This is a genomic window from Micromonospora chersina, assembly GCF_900091475.1.
GTDB lineage: Bacteria > Actinomycetota > Actinomycetes > Mycobacteriales > Micromonosporaceae > Micromonospora > Micromonospora chersina.
In genome coordinates this window covers 2,396,727-2,419,206 of sequence record NZ_FMIB01000002.1, presented here as the reverse complement: position 1 = coordinate 2,419,206, position 22,480 = coordinate 2,396,727, and the positions used below count along the sequence as shown (strand labels likewise).

Annotated in this window: 20 protein-coding genes and 1 pseudogene; 3 read left to right on the top strand and 18 right to left on the bottom strand. The window is 71.4% G+C overall.

The genetic code is table 11. The features are described 5' to 3' along the window. Positions 1–191 precede the first annotated feature (191 nt). From GA0070603_RS31200 to GA0070603_RS10940, 3 genes and pseudogenes are all read left to right on the top strand, one after another. Positions 192–848 carry a hypothetical protein gene (locus GA0070603_RS31200; RefSeq protein WP_139131858.1) on the top strand — a complete coding sequence of 219 codons (657 nt, stop codon included), beginning with the start codon at positions 192–194 and terminating at the stop codon, positions 846–848. Between the two features lie 249 nt (positions 849–1,097). Beyond that, positions 1,098–1,672: pseudogene (locus tag GA0070603_RS31985) on the top strand (helix-turn-helix domain-containing protein); the annotation flags it as partial. Between the two features lie 558 nt (positions 1,673–2,230). Then, positions 2,231–3,346: a hypothetical protein gene (locus GA0070603_RS10940; RefSeq protein WP_091311213.1), complete on the top strand. Its 1,116-nt coding sequence runs from the start codon at positions 2,231–2,233 to the stop codon at positions 3,344–3,346. A 165-nt stretch (positions 3,347–3,511) separates the two neighbouring features. Here the strand turns inward: GA0070603_RS10940 and GA0070603_RS10935 are convergent, their stop codons facing one another. The 18 genes from GA0070603_RS10935 to GA0070603_RS10850 form a co-directional block, all read right to left on the bottom strand. Beyond that, positions 3,512–3,877, bottom strand: a complete 366-nt coding sequence (locus GA0070603_RS10935; RefSeq protein WP_091311210.1) for a hypothetical protein — start codon at positions 3,875–3,877, stop codon at positions 3,512–3,514. Between the two features lie 523 nt (positions 3,878–4,400). Continuing rightward, on the bottom strand, positions 4,401–4,541 hold the full coding sequence (locus GA0070603_RS31980) for a hypothetical protein (RefSeq protein WP_244282491.1): 141 nt from the start codon (positions 4,539–4,541) through the stop codon (positions 4,401–4,403). A gap of 469 nt (positions 4,542–5,010) precedes the next feature. Then, positions 5,011–5,529 (bottom strand): hypothetical protein, encoded by a 519-nt coding sequence (locus GA0070603_RS31195; RefSeq protein ID WP_139131857.1) that lies wholly within the window; start codon positions 5,527–5,529, stop codon positions 5,011–5,013. Between the two features lie 71 nt (positions 5,530–5,600). Then, a complete protein-coding gene (locus tag GA0070603_RS10920; protein WP_091311203.1) occupies positions 5,601–6,014 on the bottom strand; it encodes a hypothetical protein in 414 nt (137 codons plus the stop codon). A 28-nt stretch (positions 6,015–6,042) separates the two neighbouring features. Next, positions 6,043–7,047 carry a DUF4192 domain-containing protein gene (locus GA0070603_RS10915; RefSeq protein ID WP_091311199.1) on the bottom strand — a complete coding sequence of 335 codons (1,005 nt, stop codon included), beginning with the start codon at positions 7,045–7,047 and terminating at the stop codon, positions 6,043–6,045. 200 nt (positions 7,048–7,247) lie between these two features. Next, the gene (locus GA0070603_RS10910; protein ID WP_091311196.1) at positions 7,248–8,846 is read right to left on the bottom strand and encodes a vWA domain-containing protein; all 1,599 of its coding nucleotides are present in this window, start codon (positions 8,844–8,846) and stop codon (positions 7,248–7,250) included. Positions 8,847–8,865: 19 nt separating this feature from the next. After that, the gene (locus tag GA0070603_RS10905) at positions 8,866–9,999 is read right to left on the bottom strand and encodes an AAA family ATPase (protein WP_091311193.1); all 1,134 of its coding nucleotides are present in this window, start codon (positions 9,997–9,999) and stop codon (positions 8,866–8,868) included. 274 nt (positions 10,000–10,273) lie between these two features. Then, a complete protein-coding gene (locus GA0070603_RS10900) occupies positions 10,274–10,576 on the bottom strand; it encodes a hypothetical protein (RefSeq protein ID WP_091311190.1) in 303 nt (100 codons plus the stop codon). Beyond that, positions 10,569–11,681 carry a DUF4314 domain-containing protein gene (locus GA0070603_RS10895; protein ID WP_091311186.1) on the bottom strand — a complete coding sequence of 371 codons (1,113 nt, stop codon included), beginning with the start codon at positions 11,679–11,681 and terminating at the stop codon, positions 10,569–10,571. Before GA0070603_RS10895 ends, GA0070603_RS10900 begins: the two co-directional genes overlap by 8 nt. Beyond that, positions 11,678–12,562, bottom strand: a complete 885-nt coding sequence (locus GA0070603_RS10890) for a hypothetical protein (protein WP_091311183.1) — start codon at positions 12,560–12,562, stop codon at positions 11,678–11,680. The genes GA0070603_RS10895 and GA0070603_RS10890 overlap by 4 nt, the downstream gene beginning before the upstream one ends. 100 nt (positions 12,563–12,662) lie before the next feature. Beyond that, a complete protein-coding gene (locus GA0070603_RS10885) occupies positions 12,663–13,769 on the bottom strand; it encodes a C40 family peptidase (protein WP_244282490.1) in 1,107 nt (368 codons plus the stop codon). Next, positions 13,766–14,296, bottom strand: a complete 531-nt coding sequence (locus GA0070603_RS10880; RefSeq protein ID WP_091311179.1) for a hypothetical protein — start codon at positions 14,294–14,296, stop codon at positions 13,766–13,768. Before GA0070603_RS10880 ends, GA0070603_RS10885 begins: the two co-directional genes overlap by 4 nt. An 82-nt stretch (positions 14,297–14,378) precedes the next feature. Then, positions 14,379–15,221, bottom strand: a complete 843-nt coding sequence (locus GA0070603_RS31975) for a hypothetical protein (RefSeq protein ID WP_244282489.1) — start codon at positions 15,219–15,221, stop codon at positions 14,379–14,381. 80 nt (positions 15,222–15,301) lie between these two features. Further along, positions 15,302–15,940, bottom strand: coding sequence for a GGDEF domain-containing protein (locus GA0070603_RS10870; protein ID WP_091311176.1), 639 nt, complete (start codon positions 15,938–15,940; stop codon positions 15,302–15,304). A gap of 89 nt (positions 15,941–16,029) precedes the next feature. Continuing rightward, entirely contained in the window at positions 16,030–16,938 is a 909-nt protein-coding gene (locus GA0070603_RS10865; protein WP_167544534.1) for a MarR family winged helix-turn-helix transcriptional regulator, read from the bottom strand. Positions 16,939–17,486: 548 nt separating this feature from the next. Beyond that, positions 17,487–18,137 carry a hypothetical protein gene (locus tag GA0070603_RS10860; protein ID WP_244282488.1) on the bottom strand — a complete coding sequence of 217 codons (651 nt, stop codon included), beginning with the start codon at positions 18,135–18,137 and terminating at the stop codon, positions 17,487–17,489. A 630-nt stretch (positions 18,138–18,767) separates the two neighbouring features. Beyond that, positions 18,768–19,676 (bottom strand): replication-relaxation family protein, encoded by a 909-nt coding sequence (locus GA0070603_RS10855; protein ID WP_091311173.1) that lies wholly within the window; start codon positions 19,674–19,676, stop codon positions 18,768–18,770. 267 nt (positions 19,677–19,943) lie between these two features. Continuing rightward, positions 19,944–22,406 carry a type IV secretory system conjugative DNA transfer family protein gene (locus GA0070603_RS10850; RefSeq protein ID WP_425270502.1) on the bottom strand — a complete coding sequence of 821 codons (2,463 nt, stop codon included), beginning with the start codon at positions 22,404–22,406 and terminating at the stop codon, positions 19,944–19,946. Between the last annotated feature and the right edge of the window lie 74 nt (positions 22,407–22,480).

The following is a 22,480-nucleotide window of genomic DNA, read 5'->3' as shown; positions in this document are numbered from 1 at the left end:
ACATGCTCGTGAACTAGGTCACATCATTGCCCTTGAGGAGGTTTGACATTGATGTGGCGGCTTGACGCACTCACAATTCAGCCAACCCGACCGACGGCATGAATATTAAGATCGTCAATCATTACCCGTCGCCTGAACCAGCGGCCGACAGTTACCACCAGTAGTCGGTCATCGTTCCATGAGGAGGAAGAGTGCGAGCCATCAGACCCGTCGCGCTGACGGCGCTCGGCCTCATCGCCGTTTTGGTCGTCCCCGGTGTCGCTGCAGCGGCACCGAGCGACCCGCGCAGCGTCGTCAGCTCTCCCGACTCGGGTGGGGCCAACCTTCGGACCTGCCCGAACCTACCCAACCCCGATGACACCACGAACGGCTGCGGAATCGTTGACTGGCTCCCCAACGGCACCCACGTGATGATGCGTTGCTGGCGCGATGGTGCCGCACCCTATGAGCGCACCTCGCCCCGCTGGTTCTGGGTAACCGTCGGGGAGGGGCCGAAGATCGGATGGTCTGGCTACGTCTGGTCGGAACTGGTAGCTGACCAAACCAGCACTCCGCCTTGCGACGGCCCCCTCTTCCAATATCAACCGGACGGCCCCAAAATCTGGCTGGAGCCGGGACCGGCCGCCCCACACGGCTTCCGCTACGCAATCACGCTGTCCGGCTTCCCCGCAAACTCGCAGGTCGCTCTGACCTGTCACGACTCCGTGTCGCCGGAGGGCTTCTTCTCGTTCTCGCTGATCACCGACGAGTCCGGCTGGGCCTTCACCGAGCGGCAGTGCTACTCCGCCGACGGGCCTGACCACTGGGTCACGGCAGACGGCTTGGAGTCCCCGCCGGTCTCGTGGTGAAAACCCCAGCCGGTCCGGGCACCAGCCGTCGTCGTATCGGAGTTGAGCCTCCCCGATGATCAAGTTGTCGTCTCATCTCTGCCGGGTCGCGCTGGGCGGGCTGCAGCCCGGTGAAACGGCAAGATTCACTCGGCCCGGGCAGCGGTGATCACCTGCACGCAGGCATCATCGATGACCGTCCTCGACAGACAGACACCGGGTTACGAGACGTCCCTTAGGTTGCCTTCCCGCCGCGTATCGGCCGGACATCGGCTGGTCCGCCTGGTCGCCGAGCGCGGCGGGGACACCATCGCCGACGGGCGGCCGGGGCGACAGTGAGCCCTGGACCTACCCGACCGGGTGCTGCTGGTCGCCGCGTATTGGCGCACCAACCTGACCATGCGCCAGATCGGCCCGCTGTTCGGCGTCTCGCACTCCGCCGCCCACCGGGTCATCGACAACCCTAGGCCCACTGCTGGCCCTGGTCCCGGTGCGCCGCCCGACCCGGGACCACCGCCTCTCGGCGCCGAGCAAGAGCTACCGGTACTCGACGAACCTGCAGGTGGCGATCGACGCGAGCACCCGCCTGGTCATCGCCGTCGGTGACCCGCAGCCGCGCAACTGCAACGACACCATCGTTTACCGCACCAGCGCGTTGGCAGCCCACTGCCGCAGTGGAGGGAGGACCTGAATGCCGAGCACCGGACTGTGCGGCGCAGGTCGAACACGCTCTGGCCAGGCTCAAGTGCTTCAAGATCCTGCGCGACTACCGCCGCGCCGCCCGCACATTGACCGACACCGCTTCCGGTATCGCCCACCTGCACAACATCGCCCTGACCTGGTGAGCACCAACCCGGTCACGGGCAAACGCCTCTGCCGAGTTACGAGACGTCCCTTAGTGGGCACGGGAAGCCGCAAAAACAAAAGAGACTGATCTTCTTCCTCATGCCGGTCGTTGACAGGCGGTTCCGGCGACGAAGGACCTCGCGGCGAGGGGCCGGACGCGACATCGCATCCGGCCCCTCGGGGGCCGAGGTCTACGGCTGCCCGATCAGCGGCTGCACGGCGGAGGGGAACGCGTAGGCGGTGTCCCAGGTTAAACGGCCGTGCGCGTCAGGCCAGACAAGCTGCTGCAGGCGGACGGGGTGCAGCTGCTCGGTCGGGTCGCGATCGATGATGACGGCGCCGTATCCGGTGATGATCAGCTCCGGGTAGTCGCGTGCTTACCAACCTGGTCGACGTGGGTATCGGTCCTGGCCTGGGGAACGCGTGGCGTCCCCGATATCGTTGCTGCCCACCGGGACATCTACAGGCGAACTCATCGGTCACCTTGTCGGTCCGCCCGTGGATTGCCCATATCTGGCAACCTTGCAGGTCGCTGGACCATCTGGAAGGACCCCGCTGTGACCGAAGTGCTGCCCGGCTCCGTCAACGCTGGCGACGACGATGCCGACCGCGAAGCTGTCGAACAGGAGCGCGCCAAACTGCGGGAGTTCGTCAAAGGGCTGAGTGCGGACGACATCAAGTCGGGCGGCTGGTTCACGAAACTCTGCGCCCAGGCGCTACGGTCGTATACCGAGAAAGCCACATGGGAGTACTTCCAGCAGAAATACAAGGGTGTGCCCGCGGACGGTATCGTCGGGCAGCAGATCAAGCTGGCGGCAAAGTACGCCATGATCGAAGGCGGGATTACCTCCAGCCTCTACACCGGGACGATCGTCGCGACCATCGGGTCGTTGGGCGGCGCCAGCCCCGCCGCTGTTCCGGCCGGCGTCGTCACGTTCATGGTCGACCTGACGTTCATCACCCAGCTGCAGATGCGCATGGCCTACGACATCGCGGTGCTCTACCGGATTCCCTTGGACGTGGACGATCCCGAAGACATGATGAAGCTGATCCGGGTGGCATTCGGCATAAAGGCCGGAGAGGTCGCCCGCGGCGGGATGAAATTCGTGCCCGGCCTGGTCCGGCAAGTTCTCAAGAAGTACTACTCCGGCCCGGTCCTTGCCGCCGCGAGAAGCCTGCCGGTCGTCGGGAGACACCTCCTGCAACGCAACGTCATCAAGTTCGGTATCCCTGGCGTCGGGATCCCCCTCACCATCTTCGTGAACCGCTACACGACCGTGGTCGCGGGACGCCACGCCCAATCCGTATTCCGTGACGAGGCACGGGTGATCGAACTTGCCGAGACTTTGATCCGACGCACCCGGCACCTGCGGCTGATGCTGTGGGTCGCGTGGCTCGTCATCAACGCGGACGGCAAGATTGCTGACTCCGAGCGCGTGCTGTTCCAGCGGCTGACGCGGCTTGCCCGGGAACGGCATCAGGTCGACGACGAGCAACTCGCCGGCGTCGTCGACATCGACCCCGACGAGGTGTGGCACCGCGTCGACGCTGAGCCCGGGGATCTCAGCGACGTTGTCTATGCCGCCGAACGGGTCGCCACCGTCGACGGGGATCTCAATACGCACGAGAAGGCAGTCATCACCGAGCTACGGGATCGCTGCCAAAGACGCTGAACCCGCGGTGCGCAGGCCCCACGAAGGCTGAGGTGTGCCCTACCGGCGGTGCCACGGTTGGTCTGTCGAACGTAGGCGGTGTCACCGGACAGCCGGGCCACCCACAGCGGCGGGCACGCATGCGGCTCGTACCGCACCCGCTCGGGTATTGGTTGGTGCGGTTGTTTAGGCGGGGGTATTGGACTCGGATGGAGCGTGCTCGGGCGGGTCGACCTCGACGAAACCGAAGAGCCGTGCGATGAGTTGCAGCGCCTGGGTGTCGTAGCGGTCGGCGAAGCCGCGGCAGATCGCCGGCTTGACCTGGGGATGCATGTAGTGCGGGAGCGTCGAGTGGCAGATGATGAAGGACTGCCTGGTTCGGGCTTCGGCGACAAGGTCGTGTAGCCGGCCCGGGGTGAGATGCATCTTGTTGCCTGGCGCGAACACGCAGGTGTCACACTGCCGCGAGAGCAGCCGTGACTTGCCTACCTGAGGGTCGCCGACGCTGAGGTCGCCGCCATTGGCGTCGTCCGGGTCGATCGCGGGTGCCATAGGGTTTCTCCTCTCCTTGCGAAGCGCTGGGGCGCTGTTCGAGCGGCTGGGTCTGTGGGGCGAGGTTTGCCTGGGGGTCCGGATCTGCACCGCGGGTGCGCGGGGGCGCGACCAGCGCGTTTGGCGCGGGCGAGCCGGATGAGGTTCTGGCAGCCTGCAGCCGACGCCGTTGCCCGTGGTTGTGCGCGTCCCAAGCCCCGGTAGCCCGCGGTGGTAGGGCGCAGGGCATGAGGCGCCGAAGCGCGGACAGCGACGCGACTTGGCGAGGCGTCAGTCGCCGGTAGGGCAGAAGGACCGACTGCGGCGCCGGGTGGGGAGTCAGCGCGAGTTGTTAGGCGGCGCGCGGCCCCGGCATCGGCCGCTGCGGCGGTGGGACCGGCCGGGTGGGCCGGAACCAGCCGGCGAAGCGCGCCGCCGCGCCGGCTGGGGCAGCGACCTTCGCTCGCCCTCGGGCGAGCACTTCGCCTCGGGTGGCCGCCTGGCAGGCGCGGCGGGCGTCGCGCGCCGGCGGGCAGGGGTAGGCCTAGCCGGTGCAGCGCAGGTTGGCGCAGCGGTGGGGTTGGTGGGGATCGGGGAGGTGGGCGGACGCGACGTCGGCGGCGAGTAGCCACAGCAGGACGTCGGTGACGTCGCGGGGAATGCAGCGGCGGTGCGGTTGCGTCATCGGCGTTGCCTCTCGCGGATTGTCGGCTCGGGTGGCCGCCACCCCGGCCAGCGGTGTGGGCCGCTGCCGGGTCCGCCGGGGTGGCGGCAGCCACGAGTGACGCTCGACTTTCCCGATAGATCAAGTCGTCGGCAGGCAGTGCGCCTGGCCTTCAGCGAGGAGTGAGCGCCCGCAGTGGGCAGGCAGTCCCGCGCCCAGCCCGCCGACGGCTCGTCAACGCCCTGTCCGGGGAGGCTGGGCGGCCTGCGGCCGCCCGACGAGCAGACCCACCGCAACATGCGTGGCCCGCAGCAGTCTCCGGTCTGGAAGTCGGCTGGTAGCGGCGGAACTTGCCGGGACCTGCTGTGTGTGGGATTTCCGCGCTTTTCTCGGGAGCCGCGCGGTGATCGCCTCACCCGAAGGTGATGAGCAGGGACGGCCTCGGCGGGTCGGAGGAGACCGCTTTCCCCGGGTAGCCGGGATGCGCTGGTTACCGCGGGCAGCCGGGCCACGGGTCGGTGGGGTCAAGGTCGCCGGGGTCGGCGTTGTCGCGTTCGTTGCCGTTCCACTCGATGCGTACCTCGATTTCGGCGCCGGTGAGGGCGGTTTCGATTGCGGCTTCGGCGGCGTCGAAGGCGTCGTCGCTCGTGCCGGCCGTGAGCTCGGCGAGGACGGTCAGGGTGAGGCGGACCTGCCAGCGGCGGGGCAGCAGCGGCAGGTCGACGACCTCCATGACCCGGTTGGCCGCATCTATGTCGATGTCGTGCTCGCTGACCGCCTCGCGCAGCGCCTGCCACATCTGTCTGCGGAGCTGCGTCCACGATTCGGGGATTGCGGGCGGCGGCTGCGGGCCGCTGTGGTGGTTACGCAGGTAGGCCTGGATCTGGGTGGTGGTGTGAGTGAGCCATCCCAGCGGGGCTGGCTGGCCGGGGTGGAAGGCGTCCCAAGCATGGCGCAGGACGGATTCGAGGCTCGGGGGTGCGGCAGGGGCTGCGGTCGGTTCGGTCATCAGGTCCTCCGTTGCGTTGCTTACCGGCGCACCCGCCGCCCGTTCGGGGCGACGGGTGCGGGTGTGCTGGCTTAGGGCGTCGGGTCAGTGGCGGCGCGCGGCGACTCGGCGGGGTTGACGCACTCGGGATTCGAGAGCACGGCGAGGTCGGTGCGGATCAGGGCGCCGCAGGTGTGTCGTAGGGCGGCGGTGGCCTTGTCGTGCTGGGCGAGAGCGGTGGTGAGGGCGTCAGCGACCCGGTCGAGCCGCTGTCGTAGCGACAGAACGGTGTTGGCGTCGCTGCTGGCGTGGACGTCGCCGAGCAGGTTCGCGGCGTCGGTCAGGGCGGTGATCTGGGCGCTGGTGGCGGCGATGGTGCCGGCCGCGGCAAGCAGCGCGCACAGCTGCTCTGGGTGGTGTGCGCAGGCCTCGGCGAGCTGATCCGGGTCGAGGGCGTAGCCCTGGTCGTGCAGCAGCCGCTGGACGTCGAGGTGCGGTGTGGACATGGATGTCTCCAGACGGGACGGGCGCGGGTCAGGCGATGGTGGGCTGGCCGGGGTGGGGCCAGCCGTCGAGCACGGACGGGGCGAGCCCGGCCCGCAGCGCCTGGTCGATCAGCTGCGCGAGGCTGTAGTTGGGGTTGGCGGCTAGGGCGCGGTCGATGGCGATGGAGGCAAGCGCGCCGTCGCCGCGGCGCCACGCGGCGAAGGCGAGCAGGCTCGCCGGTGGTGCCACGAGCGGCGGGTGCGCGCGGCGGGTGATGTCGGTCCACATGGCGACGTGCCAGGGCTGGGCGTCGGTGGCCTGCCAGGCGACGTCGCGGATCGCGGGGACGGGCAGCAGGACAGTGAGCCAGGCCAACTCGTCATCGGTGAGGGTCTGCTCGTCGGCGTAGCGGGCGAGCATGTCCCGCACCGCCTGTTCGCCGGCGAGGATCAGGCCGTCGCGTCCGGCCTCGCTGATGAGGGTGCGGCGTCGAGCTCGGGCGTGGGCGGTGGCGCGGGTGACGGCGACGCGGGCGTCCCCGGTGGTGGGGGCGATGCTGGCCACGAGCGCGGCCCGGTCGGGTAGGACGTGACAGCCGGCGACGATGGCGTGCATGGCGATGTCGCTGCGCTGGGGGTCGAAGGGCACGCCGTCGGTGGGGCAGCAGGCGGGGTCCTGGCAGAGGTAGGAGAAGTAGCGGCCGTCGGTGACCCGCAGCGCGTCGAAGACGTCGATGTCGGTGGCGGCCAGCCGCGGGATCACGGTGTCGACGGCCGAGGTGACGGTGGCGGCGGGGCCGTAGCCGACGGCGATGGCGCGGGTGGCCGCCGCGTTCCGCAGCATGCGGATCTGCGACAGGATGTAGTCGTCGGCCCAGGCGGCGACCTGGCTGGGCTGGGGGAGGTCGGCGCGGCTGGCGACGGCGATCCGGGTGCCGGTGAGGCCGACGATCACGAGGCTGTCGGTGGGGTGGAAGCCGAGCAGGTAGGGCACGGCGGTGAGCAGGTCCGCGGGCGAGGTGATCGGCAGGCGCGGGTTGTTCGGGCTGGTCACGGTTTCTCCTGTTCTGTCGTGATGGGTCCGGGCACGGCTGCGCGGCCGTGCTCGGCGTTGGAAGTGCGCGGGGTGGCCGAGCAACGGCCAGTGGGAGTGCGCTGAGTGATCTCGACCGGTGGTTGTCGGCGTGATGGCCGGAGTTCGGTGGACCGCGAGCCGACACCTCGGCCAGGGGAGAGCCCGGCGCAGAGACGGGGTCAGGCGTGCTCGAGTGCGGTGACCGCGGCGTCGGCGATGTGGCCGATGGCCTGCACCGGGTCGGCCACCAGGATGGTGGTGGCGTCGGTGAAGGTGTGCCCGTCCAGGTCGGCGGGGCGCAGCCACAGCACCGGGCAGCCCGTGCGGTGCAGGGTGGTGATGAGACGTTGGGCGGGGCCGGTGTCGGGCAGGTCGCCGTCGGAGACGACGGCGAGCATCCGCAGCCGGCCGGGCTGACGCAGCTGCAGCAGCTGGTCGGCGAGTTTCACCGCGTCCGTGAAGGCCGTGCTGCCGCCATTGGCGCGCAGTTCCAGCACGTGGGTGGGCCGTCGCCGGGGCGGGACGAGCAGGGTGACGTCGCTGCCGAAGGCGATGGTGGCGGTGACCGCCTGGTTGCTGTGGGCGGCGTGGGCGAGGATCCACCCGGCTGACGACATCGGTGCCGCGTAGGGGTGCATGGAGAAGGAGGCGTCGACGATGACGCCCAGGTGCAGGGTCGGTTTCGGCGGTGGCAGCTGTGTGCGCCGCTGCCAGGGGGTGGCGGTGGGCGCGGCGCCGGCGGCGATCTGCGCCTGGGCGGTGATGGCGTGGCGGGTCCGCAGCCGTCCCGGCGGAACCGTGCTGGGCCGCGTGTCGGGTTCAGCGTGGTGGGTGCGGGCGGCGCGCAGCCGGGCGGCGAGGAGGCGGGCCGCCGCACGTTCACCGTGGGTGGGGTCGCGGCGGGTCCACGTCGCGGGCGCGGAGAACCGTTCGGTGATCTGCTGGTCCCGGTATTGCCCTGGTGTGAGCCCGGCGGTGTGGGCGAGGTAGTCGGTGAGCGCTTGGGCGAGCAGGCCGGCGAACACGCCCGCGTCCGCTGCGGGTGCCTGTGGTTGGTGGTGGGGGTCGACGTCGAGGATGCGGCACCACCGCCACGCCAGGTCGATCATGGTGTCGGCGTCGCTGTCGTCGACGCTGTGGGCGTGCCGCCACACCTCGCGTAGCTGCAGCAGCCGCTTACGGCCCAGCACGGTCGTCACGGCGGCGCGGATCCCTTTGGTGTCCTTGGCGGTGAGGATGCGGGCGTCCACCCTGGCCAGTAGCAGCGCGGCGAGGTGGGCGGCGTGCCAAGGGTCGTCGACGGCGGCGTCGTCGGAGCTGATCAGGGTCGTGACGGTGTGCCGCAGCCACCGGCGGTCACCGCGCCGGCGGGCGCGCTGCCGGTACTCGATGCGGGACTCCTCGAGCAGCTCGGCGGCAGCTGCGACAACGGGTGGGGTGCCGGGCGGGGTGCGCCAGCGGCTGTGGGCGGCGTGCGCGGCCTCGTGCACGAGCAGCCCGTAGGCGGTCGGGACGAACCGCTTGTGACCGGCGCGGCGAGGGTTGGCGATGTCGGGGGAGCCGATGTAGGTGGCGTCGACCTCGATGCGGCCGGCGTCGGGGTAGCAGCAGGCCGGTGCGCCGCCGCCGGCGCCGGGAGCGACGGTGACGGTCAGGTCGGTGCGGCCGGTCAGGGTCGGGATGTGCCGGGTCCAGGCGTCGCTCCACACCTGCCAGTCCGGATCACCGGCTGCGGGTGCGGCGGGGCCGGGCTGCAGATGTGGGGATGGATGAGGCATCAGAGTTCTCCTTGAGGGGTCAGCGCTGCTTGCCGAGGGTCAGCGCGGTGATCTCGGTGCCGAACTGCTGCCGCAGCGCGGCGAGGACCTGCTCGCGGTCGTCGGCCGGGGCGCGGCCGGCCAGGTTGGAGATGGCGGCGGGCAGGCCGAGGGTTTTGCGGACGCGGGCGAAGCCGAGCAGCTCCCGCAGCTGCGGCGCCCAGGTGACGCGTCCGGCGGCGAGGTCGGCGTTGAGCGCGATCGCGGCTTCGACGGCGGGGCTGGGCACGCCGAGGTGGCGGGCGAGGTCCCAGTCGGTGGTGACCTCGATGTGCACGTCGAACCGCGACGCCAATGCCTCGGTGAGGATGGCGCCATGGACGCCGGGGTTGTGCCCAGCGATGACGTAGAACCCGTCGTCGGCTTCGACGCGTTCATTGCGGTACCCGGGAATGGTGATCACCCGGCGGCCGTCCATGGCGGGGTAGAGCACGGCGAGGACCTTCGGCGGGATGAGGGTGGCGTCGTCGACCAGCAGCGCGCGGCCCTCTCGCATGGCGGTGACGAGGGGGCCGTAGACGAACTCGAAGCCGCCGTCGGGCAGGGGGATGAAGTTGCCGAGGAAGTCCTCCACGACGGTGTCGCCGGTTCCCGTGACTGTCAGCAGGTCCGGGAACGCCGCCTCCACCAGGGCGGTCTTGCCGGTGCCGGGCGGCCCGTACAGCAGCACTGGTATACGCTGCTCGCGCAGCCGGCGCAGCACGTCCAGATCGGTGGCCCCGGCCAGCTTCCGGGGAAAGTACAACTCACCGTTCGGGCGTGCGGCCGGCTGCCGCCGACCTGCCCCGCGCCGTCCTTGGCGGGGTGCGCGCGGGGCGGGCGGTGGCATCGCCCCGGCGGCGTCGATCCCGGCCTGGGTGATCTGGAAGCGGTGCGGGCCGGTGTGGTGGGTGGCGTACCCGGCGGCGGCCATCTTCTTCAATGCCTCGAACACCGCGCCGGTGGACGGGGCGGCGATCGCCGTGGTGAGCTCCCCGACCTTGAACACCTGGTCGGAGTGCGCGGCCAGGTGAGCGGCCACCTGCCGGTAGAGGTAGCCGGGCCGGCGGCCGTCACCCGGGTCCGGTGTGGGGGAGGCGTCGCCGGTGATCGGGGTTGGGGTTGCAGGGTCCATGCAGGCCTCCTGTGATCTCGGGTTGGGCCCGCGCACCCCGTCTCCGGGTGCGCGGGCAAGGTGGTGCGGTGTCCGCGCGGTTGGAGACGGGGCGGTGAACGGGCCCGGGCCCAATGGCAGGGGATGGCCGGCAAGCTCCGTGAGGTGCTCAGCAGGCAGCCCAAACGGGCTGCGGATCGGTGGTGCCGCCGCCATCGGGTGGTAGGCGACGACAAGGAACGCACCCGCGCCGGAACTGATCAAGTCGATCCGGCAACGGTGCCCGCGGTACGGGTTATCTGCGGCGGAGGGTGACCTCGCCGCGGGGGCGGCGGGAGATCTGCACGGTCAGCCCGAACACGCTGCCGTCGGACAGCTCCAGCCATACCCCGCGGTCCAGCGTCAGGACCCCCGCGTCCCGGTACGTGCGCGCTGACGTGATCGTCACTGGCAGCCCGTCGTCGTGGGTGAGCTGCGGCAGGTCGGCGTCGTCGCACAGCTCGTCCAGGTCGGCGCTGGTCAGCAGGCTCAGGACGAGGGCTTGCAGCATGTCCTCGTGGGCGTACTCGCCGAACTCGTCGGTCAGGTCGTCAGGCATCAGGTGCTCCCTTCGCCGGCGTTTCAGGAGTGCTGGCGGGGGTGGGCGGGTCGGGGATGTCGCCTGCGATGCGGTCGCAGTCGTACGGGTGCACCGGCAGCCACGTCCAGGCGCGGCCCATCACGACGTGCTGGCCGTCCGGGTCGGGGCTGATCCGTTCGATGGCGTCCGGGTCGTCGTGCACGCGGGTTTCGTCGGCGACGATGACGTCGCCGTCGAACCACAGCCGCGCCATGGACTCGTCGACCATCCGGTCCTGCCGCTGCCCGCTGACGCCCTCTGCGGCGAGCTGGTGCCGGTAGCGGTCGCGGGCGGCCTGCTGGTCGGCGACGATCGCCTCGGCCACCTGACGGGTGCAGGTGAACACCGCCCACCCGTTCCACGTGTCCACCAGGACACCGACGAACCCGACCGGGATCCGCATCTGTCCGTCGCCGTTCGCCGTCCACGCCCAGTCCCCGGCGAAGACGCCCGGCCCGCCCAGGCGCACCCGGTCGGGAGCCAGGTGGCTCATGTCCCGGTCATCGCCGTGCGGGTGCAGCAGGATCCGGCACTGCCGGGCCACCTCGGCTTCGGCGGCGGCGTCGAATCCGTCGCACCACGCCCACCGCGTCTGGTCGCGCTGCCGGCCGGTCAGGTCCTCCCACGCCGGCGAACCCTGCGGGGTGTGCTCGGCATACCGGTCGCGGTCCTCGGCCAGGACGTGCCGGTCGGCGGTGGGCAGCCCGTCAATGACCGGCGGGTCCACGTCGTCGATGCCGGCCAGGACCTGCCGCGCGACCTCGTGGACGTCGCCGGTGGCCCTCCCCCCGATGAGGTTCTGCGCCCACCACATTGCTGCGTCCCGGCCAGCCGCCGCGCCCGCGACCCGCACCGAGTCGAGCACCTGCTCCCAGCCGGCCTCGCCAGTGGGGGCGGGGAGCCGACGGACGCGGTCACCAGCCTCGAGAAGCATCGACAGGCAGGAGCCGCTGTCCCAGTTCACCTCGAGGACCTGCTGGTCCGGGTGGTAGTGGCGCACCGTGCCCTCGTCACCCGGACGCAGCAGCGTGTGCGGGTCGCTGGTGTGCTCCAGCGCGACCCGCTCGCCAGGCTGGTAGGTCATCGGGTCCCCTCCCGTGCCGTCAGGACGGCGTGGCAGCGGGCGGCGACACCGTCGCGGACGGTGTCGGTGAACCCGTCCCGCACCGCGTCGACCACCAGCGCCTGATCGTGATTGGGCAGCGCCGACCAGCCGGGGGCGCCGACCGGCGCGTGGGCCTGGTAGCGGTCGGCGTCGTAGCCGGCGACGTCGAAGCGGGGCAACGCCGCCAGGACCGCGTCGTCGCTGCTGTCGATGCCGTCCAGGACCGTCTGGGCGGTGTGCTCCTGCTCCGATGCGGTGCGTCCCTCGAGGGTGTGCTGCTGCCACCAGCCCACGGCGAGCTGTCCCTCACGCTCACCCGCGTTCCGCAACGCCAGCAGCACATCCGAGCCGACCGGCGACACGGCCGCCTGCTGGGGGCTACTGGAGGCGGCGCTGGCCGGGGAACTTGCGTGCGGGGCCGCGGAGATGGCCGGGTCGAGCCAGTCGGCGGCGAGCAGCACCCCCTCACGGCGGTAGCGGGCCGGCACGGTCTGCTCATTGGTGACCCGGCGCAGCCACCCGGCCAGCTCGGCGCGGATCGTGCGGGAGGCGGTGGCGTAGCGGGCGCGGGCCTCCCGGGCCCGCCGGTTCGCCTCCTGCGCGTTACGCCGGTCTACCTGGGTGTGCAGGTCGAGCAGCCACTGGTGCTCCGTGGTGCTGATCCAGCCGCAACGGGAGTCGGTCAGCAGCCGGCGCAGCGCCTCGGCGTAGTAGTCGTCGCCGTAGCGCGGGGTGCTCTCGTGGTGGACCAGGGTGTTCTGAATGTTCTGCAGCCGGCGGCCCAGCGCGACCCAGTCCGTGGGGTCCTCGGGCCGGGTCCCCGGCTGTTTCCTGCTGCTGGTGTGTTCCGTGTCAGTCACGGTGACGTCCTCTCCGAAGGGATGGGGGATCCGCAGCCGTCTGCGCCTGAGAGGCAGCCCCGGCTGACGGGATCCGTGATCGGTGTGGGGATGCGGCGGTTCAGCCGATGACGCGGCGCGCGGCGGCGAGCTGCGTAGCCCACGCGGACAGGCGGATGATCTTGACGACGTCGCCGCTGTGCGGGGCCTGCACGATCAGCCCCTGGCCGAGGTAGAGGCCCACGTGCCCGGGCTTGGCGGTGGTGCCGCGGCTGCCGGGAATGAACAGCAGGTCCCCCGGCCGCAGGTCCCGGTAGTCGGTGACCGGCCGGCCCGCGTGGATCTGGTCGCTGGTGGTGCGGGGCAGGGTGATGCCGGCGGCCCGGTACGCCTGTTGCATCAGCGATGAGCAGTCGCATTGGCGGGCGGGGATGCCGGAGTGGGGTGCGGTGCAGTCCCCGCCGAAGGTGTACGGGCTGCCGAGCTGCGCCAGGGCCCAGCCGACCGCCGTCACGACCGGCCCCGGTGTGCCCGCCGGCAGCGCGAACCCGGCTGGCAGCGGCACCTGCTCGCCGCCGGGCTGGCCGTCACCTGCGTCGAACAGGCACAGCGGGTTGCTCATCGCCTGCTCCAGATCTGCGGTGACGGGCCCGGCGGGGGTGCCGCCGGTCAGGACGCGGATCAGGGCGATCGCGTCGTCCTCCCACTTCGCGTAGGCGCCGGGGTAGGCGGAGCGCTGCACCGCTTGGGCGGCGTCGGTCAACGGCATGGCCTGCCAACCGTCGACGGCCAGCAACGCCCGGTAGAACCTGCCGGCCGCGTAGCGCGGGTCCTGGAGTTGGGCGGGTGTGCCCCAGCCTTGGGACGGGCGCTGCTGGAACAGCCCCACCGAGTCGCGGTCCCCGCCGGGCAGGTTGCGCAGGGTGGACTCCTGCATGGCGGTGGCCAGGGCGATGACCCAGCCTCGGGGCGGGACCGTGAGCTCGACGCCGACGGACACGATCACGGCCGCGTTGGTGACCTGCTCACCGGTCCAGCCCCCGACGCCGGCGGCGGGCGCGGACACGGTGACGGCGGGCAGCAACGGCTGCCGGCCTGGGCTCACAGTGCCGTTGCACGCGGCCGAGGCGGTGCCACCGCCGGTGAACAGCATCCCCACTCCGCCCGCGCACAGCATCAGCACAGCGAGCACCCCAGCGGCGATTGCGGCCAGACCGCGCCCGCTCACCGCGGGGCTCCCGCAGCCTGATGTGGCGCGTGGCGGGCTGCGGGGGAGCGGCTCGCGGGGGTGCAGGTGGCATCCGGTGACGGGGGCAGGCAGCCGGCGAGCCGGTAGCGGGCCAGGTGCTGCCCGTCGTCGGTGTGCACGGCGACCGTGGCGGTGAGCGGGTCGATCAGGTAGATCCATTCCACGTCGAGGTGCCGGGCGTGTGACAGCGGGAACACGGTGACCGGTTCCGCCGCGTCGATGGCACCGTCGGTGGTGCTGGCGAAGGTCATGCCGACGCCGGGCACCGGGCGTTGCCCGGCGAACCCGGACTCGGTGGTGGCGGTGATGGCCGGGTCGAGGTACTCCCAGTCGGAGGCGAGGATCGCGGTGCTCAGCGCGTGGGCGTCGCGGCGGGCGTGGCCGGCCCAGATCGCGGCGAGGGCGGGCACGACGACGGTCGGGTAGCCGTCGAGGAGCACGAACCGGGCGTGCACGAGGTGCGGGTTCGCGACATCGGTGGTGCCGACGAAGCAGTGGGTGCTCACGGGGCAGGTCTCCTTTTCAGCAGATGCGGGAATGGGAGGCGCGAGGTGCGCGGACCGGTGGCCGAGACGCGGGACGGGACGGTCACGGGCCGTCCTGTTTCGGCGGTGCTGGCCAAGGGGCGGGCTTGGCGCGCCAGCCGAAGATCGGGTCGCTGGTCTCGGCGGATCCGCAGCGGCTGCAGCGGATGTAGGTGTCTTCGCCGTAGCCGGCCATGGACGGCATCTCGTCCTGGGCGAACGCGTCGACGGCGCCGCACACCTGGCAGCGCAGTGACGTCCCGTCGGGCCCCCACGTGATGAAGATCGGCTCCTCGTCGGTGCCGTCAGGTCGCCGCAACGGCCCGGCTTCCCCATGCGTCCCGTGGCCGCCGCTGCTGGCCTTCTGGGTGGCGGCGGTGAGGAGGGCGATCAGCCCGGGATAGGTGGCGGGGACCTCGCTCGGCTCGGGCCTGTCGTCAATGAGCAGCAGCGGTTGGTCATCGCCGCGCGGGTGGCTGAGCTGGTAGAGGCGGCCATCGGTGTCGACGGCGTCGATGCGGCGCACCTGCCGTGACGCGTTGTTGATCGTGTGGATGTCGTCGTAGCAGGTGGCCCAGGCCAGTAGCCGCGCATCGGGTTCCGTCGCCCGGATCAGGCGGACGATCGTGTCGAGGGTGGCCTGGTAGGGCGTTGCCGCGTGGGGCTGGCGTAAGCCTGCGGCGAGGCGGTGCAGCAGGGCGGGCAGGCCAGCGGGGTCGGTGAGCAGGTCGTCGCGGCGCAGCGGGAATTCCACGCTGCGCACAGCGTGTGCGGGCGAGGCCGTGTGGTTGGGGCGGGTGTGAATGAGCAGCAGCGTCGGGGGCTGGCCCCAGCCCAGATGCTCGGCGTCGACGTCGATCGCCAGGAGGCAGCCGGCCAGGGCGTGCACAGCGGTGAAGGACAGCACAGGGGTCTCCCTTGTCAGGGCGGCAAAAGGGGAGGGCCCCGCAACCGGGTGGTTGCGGGGCCCTCAAGGCGTCAGATCTGTCAGTGGTGGTGCCGGTCGCGGCTGCGTCCCACTGGGGCGGCCAAGGGATGGTGGCCGTGCACACCGGCACCGGAACGCTTCGCGTGGTACATCGCCGCGTCCGCCTCGGCCAGCAGTTGACGGGGGTTCGCGGACAGGTGGGCGGGGTTGTGGGTGTAGCCGACGGAGCCGCTGACACTGACCTCGCCGCTGTTGAGGCGGAAGGGGGCGGCGCCGATGGCCTGCCATGCGGCGCGGGCGGCGGCGGCCACGTCCTCGTGGTCGCCGCGCACGAGGAGGGCGAACTCGTCGCCGGACAACCGTGCGGCGATCTCCACGGGTGCGTCGAGGGCGGCGAGGAGCCGGCCGACGTGGGCGAGCAGAAGGTTGCCGGTGTCGTGGCCGAGGGTGTCGTTGACGGTCTTGAATCCGTCGAGGTCGAGCAGCACCACCCCGACGGCCACCCGGTCGGCGAGGGCGGCGCGTAGTCGGGTGAGGAACAGCCGCCGGTTGGGCAGGCCGGTGATCTCGTCGTGGCTGGCCTGGTAGCGGGCCGCGTCGAGGGCTTGCTGTTGACGCCACAGGAGGGCGCCGGCGAGGGCGAGGCCGGCGAGGATCCCGCCGACGGTGGTGACGATGCCTTGCAGGATGGGAGACACTGAGTTGCTCCTTTCGCACGAAGGAGCACCGGGGGCGGGCGTGAGTCGCCAAACTTCGACGCCCGCCCTCGGGCTGCCTGACGAGTGGGCTACTGGCCGCCATCGTTGGGGGCGAGTTGGAAGGTGGCCGGGCGTTCGACGGTCTGCACGAGCGTGCCGGCGGCGACCAGCTTGATCGCCGCGTTGAACACCGCGCCCTGGCTGGCTTTCCTCGCGCCGCTACCGGCGTTCGCGGCGTCGATGAGCTTGCACAACTCGCTGGTCTTGTACTGCCGGTCGGGGTGGGCTTCGAGGATGTCCAGTACCGCACCCCGCAGGGAGCCCTTCACCCGGCGGCCGTTCCCCGGTGCGTTTGCCTGCCCCTGCGGGTCGGCGTTCGACCCGCCCTCGCCCTCGGCCTCGGCGTCGTCGGGCGCGGCGTCGGACTGTTGGCGGTCGTGGCCTGCCTCCTCCGAGGGCGGCCGCTGCTCGTCGCCGCAACTGGAAGACGTGGTCGTGTCCAGCGGAGCAGGTGCGGCACCGGTGGAAGCCAGGGCCGGGGACGCCTCGTCCGTGTCCTGGTCTGCCGGTACAGGGGGTTCGCCGTCCCGTTCGGGCACGCCCGGGGCGTCGAGGGGATCGGTCGTGGTGGCGGTGTCCGAGGTGGCGGCCGGGGTCCCATCGGGTGGTGTGTCAGCTGCCTCCTGGGTGGAGGGTGGCGTGGCGGTGGTGGTGCGGCCGGTGTCGGTCAACCGCCACATGGCGCGGTTGTCGTCGCTGCGGAACCGCTCGGCCTGCCCGGTCTTTTCCCAGGCGCGCAGCTTCGCCGTCGCCGTGGAATAGCCGAGCCCGGCGTGTTCCGCCACGGCCGTGGCAGTGGCCTCGCCGAGCTCGCTGAGCGCGGCGAGGACCGTGAACATCGTGTGCGCCGGCACGGGCTGCGTTGCATCCGTCATGGGCACGTCCTTCCTGGTGTGGAGGTCAGCAGTGATCCACGCTTCGACCGCGTCGCTGATCAAGTGCGACGACCGGATCTCGGGACATCCCGAGATCCGCGCCGCGGTCGTCGCCAGCCAGTGGAGTGGCGGGCGTGCGTGGGAAGGAATGACTGATCGGCCGGCGGGCGCCGGCTGGGTGCGGTGAGAACGAGGACTCGATGCCTGCGGGAGATGCCAGCCAGGGGCGGCTCGCTCGCGGTGACGTGCGTCCCGGTGAGGCGGTGAGCCGGGCAGGCCATGGCGCGCTGCGCGAGGGGCAGCACGCCGCCGATGCGGACGCCGTGGGCCGACCGCCTGCCGATGGGGCTGGAAGAGGAATACGGCGGCCTGTTTCAGGCCGGGCGGGAGCGGGTGCCCCTGGCCCGGGGCGCCCAGCCTGTCGAGCACTGACCGCCGCTGTGTGCGGCGGTGCGGCAGCTGGCCGTTGAGGCATCTGCGGTGCGTCGTTGGCAGCAGCGGAAGCTGGTTCTGCAGGGTGACACAGCCTGGACCGACCGCTTTCGCATCCCAGCTGGGCTGGGCCTGCAGCGGGTTGCCGGTGCCCTCGACCGCGGGCTTGGGGGTGGGGTTTAGAGGGCGACGGCGAGTAGCCGCTGATCGGGGTCGAGGGTGTCCAGGTGGGCCAGGGCCTGCTCGAGGTAGGTGATGCGGTGGGCGAGGGCGTCGCTGGCCGGGGCGAGCTTGCGGCCGTCGGCGGTGAGCATCGCATCGCCGGCGACGGCGCTTGCGGCGCGGTAGTGCTGGTAGGCCATCTGGCCCGCCTGGTACATCTCCAGCTCGCCGACACTGGGCTGGCCAGGGCCGGGAGCGGCGGCGGCGTGCAGGCGCATGGCGTGGACGCGGGGTTGGGCGTGGAATTCCGCGATCGCCGTGTCGAGGGGGTAGCGGTCGGGGTCGGTGAGGTGGCGGGTTTCGAACAGCGGCCACGGGGTGGCTGCTCGGGTGCCGTGGACGACCTGCTGCCAGATCTGGTAGCGGATCCCGGCGCCGACCGCGGCGGCGTGGCGCATCCCGTGCAGGTCGAGCAGTCGGACCGGTCCGCCCGCGCACGGCCCGGGTCGTCCCTTGCGCAGCCCGATCATCTGCTGGCGCTGCCACACTCGTAGCTGCGCGACCGCCCAGAACACAGGCGTGAGGGTGCCGGTGACATTGAGGTGGGTGTCGAGCTGATGGCTGGTGAGTGCCTGCGCGGGCAGCGCGTCGGGCAGGCAGATGATCATCGTGGCGATGGTCGGGGCCGGCGTGCCGGTTGGCCGGGCGGTGGTGGTTGCCCGGGTGCGGGCTGGGCGGGGCGCGGCCGCCTGCGTCGCCGCTGACGCCGGTCGTGTCGGGATGGCTGGCACACGGCTGCCGTGGCGGGTCAGCGGGGTGCCGTTGACAGTGGGCATGAGTCGTCCTCCTTGGATGGGGTGCGCGCGGGCGCAGGGATGACCGGCCCATCGGGTACGTGGGTCGGATCAAGGGAAGAGGTGGTGTGGGTGGCTGGTGTGACCTCGAGGGGTCGCCGCGCGGGCGCGTGCCGACCGGCCGAAGCGGGTGGGCGTCGCGTACCGCTGGATGCGGCGGGGGATCCCTGAGGTGGGGACCGAACCGGGGTGGAGCGAAATTTGGGTGTGGTGTTGCCGGAAAGGTAGCGGCTGCCACTCACAGCGCGTTCCGGCGCGACAGCGGCAGTAAGGGCCTTTGGCCTGCACCGTGAGAGATCAACACCCGCTTGCAGGTGGATGAGGTGTGTCGCGCTGTGAGAGGTCGATCCACTCACAGCCGATCTTGCAGTGTGACAGTCACACAACGCGCTGAAGGGCGTGGCTGGGCCGCGACCTGCGGTGTGAGCGGCTGTGAGCGGGGTGTCAGAGGTCGCCGTCGGGATCGGTGTAGCGGTGTGGGTTCGTTGCGCTGTTGCGGGGGCCGTGGTCGGAGGGCAGCTCGTGCAGCCACCGGCGAGGGCCGGGCTCGGCGGCGAGGGTCCAGGCGGGCCCGGCGGGGTGCTCGTCGTGCAGGCCGGTGGCCACGGGCATGACCGTGGGCACGCCGGCGAGGGCGTCGAGGAGGTGAGCTTCGCGGCGGCGGGTCGGCACCCGTAGAAGGACGGGGTAGCGGGGGCCGAACTCGGCGAGGCGTTCGTAGCCGCGCAGCTTGCGCAGCACCCTGCCTAGGGGTTCGGTGCCGTTGTCGTGCTCGAGGAAGAACCCGACGGTGTGGCCGGCGGCCGACCAGATGCCGTGGCCGTCGGGGCGGATGCCGGCGAGGGTGTAGGCGGTGGTGGCGTGCTGCTCGGACCACCACCGCACCAGCTCGGTGGTGGGGTCGGTGCGGGTGTAGGCGTGTAGGTCGATGAAGAGCTGGTTGGCGCCGAGGAGGTGCCGCAGGCGCGGGCTGCCGATGATGCGTTCGGTGCGTTCAATGCTGGAGCGCGGCGGCCGGGCATCAGGGTGTTCGGGGTCGGTGTAGGTGGTGGGGTGCACGAGCATGCCGAGCGGGCCGAGGGTGTAGAGGTGTTGGCCGTCGCCGGTGGTGACGTCGACGAAGCGGTGCACGGCGTCGATGCGGTGCAGGGCGGCCAGGCGCAGCCGCGCGGAGCGCGGTGACGGGAACAGGGCCGCCGCGATCTGGGCGGTGGACAGCACATAGTGCTCGGCGAGCCAGGCCAGGAGTTGACGGTCGCGCAGGGTCAGCCGACGCAGGTGGGCCAGCCGCTGGAGCTTGCTGGAGGGGGAGCGGGACGGGCGGGAGTCGGGGTTGGTGGATTCGCGGGACATGAGGGATCTCCTCAGGGAGTAGACGAAGGGTGACCCCTCCCATGGGGAGGGAGTCTGGAAATGTCACCGCCGCTGAAGCGGACGCCCTCACGGCGGCGTGCTGCGCTGACAGCCACACAGGGCCGCGGGGCGGGGCCGGACGTGTGTGAGAGGTAGTGAAGGCGCGGTGAAGCCGCAGCGGAAGGCGTCACGGAAAGCCCACCGGGGTCGCCGGATCAGCCCAGCCGCAGCTAACAGCGACGGTGCCGGCCGAACGGTGGTTGGTGGTCAGGCGGGGCCGGAAGTGCGGCTGCTCCGCCGGGCGTCGCGAGTGTCCGCTCCGGTGGGCCGGTCGCTCTTGTCCGGGCGGGAGAACCGGTCGACGAGGGCGTCGATGGCGCTGGTGTCCTGGGGTGTGATGGCTTGGGCCGCGACGTGCCGGATCGCGGTCGCCTCCCCGACCACCGGTTTCGGCGGGCGCGTCTTCATGGTGAACGCCGGTGTCTGGCGGCCGTCGGCGACGAGACGCGTCGCGGTGGTGTAGGCGTCGAGGTGGGTCAGGTCGTGCTCGTCGAGCTCGGGCAGGGTGTGGCGGGCCAGCACACGGGCGTCCTCGGGCGCGCAGGAGAAGTAGACCTTGTTGCGGGCGTTTGCCGATGCGGCGGCGAGGAGGTCCTTCGGGAACTGGGCGAGGTCCTGATGGCTGAGGACGAGGGACAGCCGGTACTTGCGGGCCTCGGCGAGCATTGTGTCGAGGCTGTTGGCGAGGGTGAGGAAGTTCTGGGCCTCGTCGATGATCAGGGTGGCGTCGCGGCGTTTGTCGGGGGCGATGCGCGCGCGGGCGGTGGCGGCCTGCCACACCTGCGCCAGGATCAGGGAGCCGAGGAGTTTGCTGGTGTCCTCCCCCAGTTGGCCTTTCGGGATGCGCACGAGTAGCGCGCCGCCGTCGAGGACCTTGCCCATGTCGAAGCTCGAGCGCGGGTAGCGCATGGTGCGTTTGACGAAGTCGCGCAGGAGGAACGCGCGGAGGCGGGCGAGCACGGGGCCGATGACCTGCGAGCGCAGAGCGGGGTTGAGCTCGTCGTACCACTGCCAGAACCCGGACAGGCCGGCCGGGTCGTCCAGGTCGACGGTCATCGCCGACCGGAACTGGGCGCTGTTGAGCAGGGGCGGGATGTGTTGCAGGGTGACGTTGGCGTGCCGCAACAACGTGAGACAGGCGACGCGCATGACGTCGTCCATCCGGGGGCCCCACGCTTTGGCGAAGATGTTCCCGAAGATCGACACGAGGTTGTCCACGACTAGGTCGGGGTCGTCCCCGGCGAGTGGGTTGATGGTCGGCGGATTCGGCTGGTCTGGGTCGAAGATGACGAGGCGGTCGGCGACAGAGGCGGGGAGCCGGTCGAGGATGTCGAGGACGAGGTCGCCGTGCGGGTCGATGACGACGGTGCCGCGGCCGGCGGTGATGTCGTCGACGGCCATGTTGACCAGCAGCGTCGTCTTCCCGCTGCCGGTGGATCCGATCACGTGCAGGTGATACCGCGCATCCGGCACGGCCAGGGCCACGCCGTGGCCGCCGACCTCGGCGGTGCCGAGGATCTTGGTGCCGCGTCCGCCGGTCGCGACGGCGACCGGTGCGGGCATGGATTTCGCCCGCGCGCGGTCCAGGCCAGGGACGGCCAGATCTTGGGGCAGCGCGGCGAGCGCGGCCAGTTCGGGCGTGGAGGTGAGGAATCCGGCGCCGAGGCGCCGCCGCGCGAGGACCGCGGCGGGGGAGGGCATGCGGGCCCGGTGGGTGAGGCGGTTGCGGCCGGAGTACACGGCGAAGGAGGAGGCGATGGTGTCGGCGATGCCCCGTAGCCGTGGCTGCTGGTCGGTGCCGGCGCGTCGACTGTCCTTGCCGACGGCGTATCGGATGGCGGTCTCCCACAGCGGGTGGGAGGTCTTGTCGAGGATGGCGCGGACATCGCGTTCCACTCCGGGGTCGCGGCGGCCCGTCTGCCCGTGCCTGGCGGGGCTGGGGGTGTGGCCGGGTAGGAATGCCTCGACGAGCCACAGCAGCGGCGCGGCCGGGTTGATGGCGGGGAGGGCGATCTTGCCGTCGCGCAACCTGCCGGCGGTGCGGCGGGCGCGCAGGGCGCGGCGGGGTGCGGCGGGGCGGGCGAGGATCTGCACGCAGGCGTGCTCGTCGGCCCGCAGTTGGGAGCCGGCGGAGATCAGCGCGCGCAGCGGGTCGTTGTCGTGGTCGATGCGCAGGGGCAGCCATTCGGCGGCGGTGGGCAGCAGATGTCCGCCCGCCACCGTGGGCACGTCGAGCGGGATGGGTGGGGCGGGGGTGTCGTCGGTGGTGCAGGCGGCGCCGGGCCAGGCGGCGCGGACGGCGGCTTCGACGGCGCCGGGTGGGACGGTGCCGGGTACCCAGATGGAGATGAGCAGGCGTCGTCCCGTCCACGTGTACTGCCAGGCGATGTGAGGGCTGCCGTAGAGCCAGCGGCGGCGCCGGGACGGGGTGAGGGTGCCGGCGAGGTTGGCCCACAGCGCGGACGCGCAGTGCGCGTCGACCTCGGGTGGTGGGGCGATCGTTACGAGCCTTGCGCCCTCACCGTGCCGGCGGTGCCGCCACGCTGCGAGGAGATTGCGGCCGGCCACGTGCGCCACGAGCAAGCCGGCGGCGACGGCGAGCAGCCACGGCCGCTGCCCCACCCACGCGGCGGCCTCGAGCAGCCAGCGGGTGGCGCCGGTGGGCGGCACGACGACGTCGGCGCCTGGGCCGGTCGGATGGGGGGTGAAGGTCAGGATGGCCGCGAGGTATGCGGCGGGTGGGG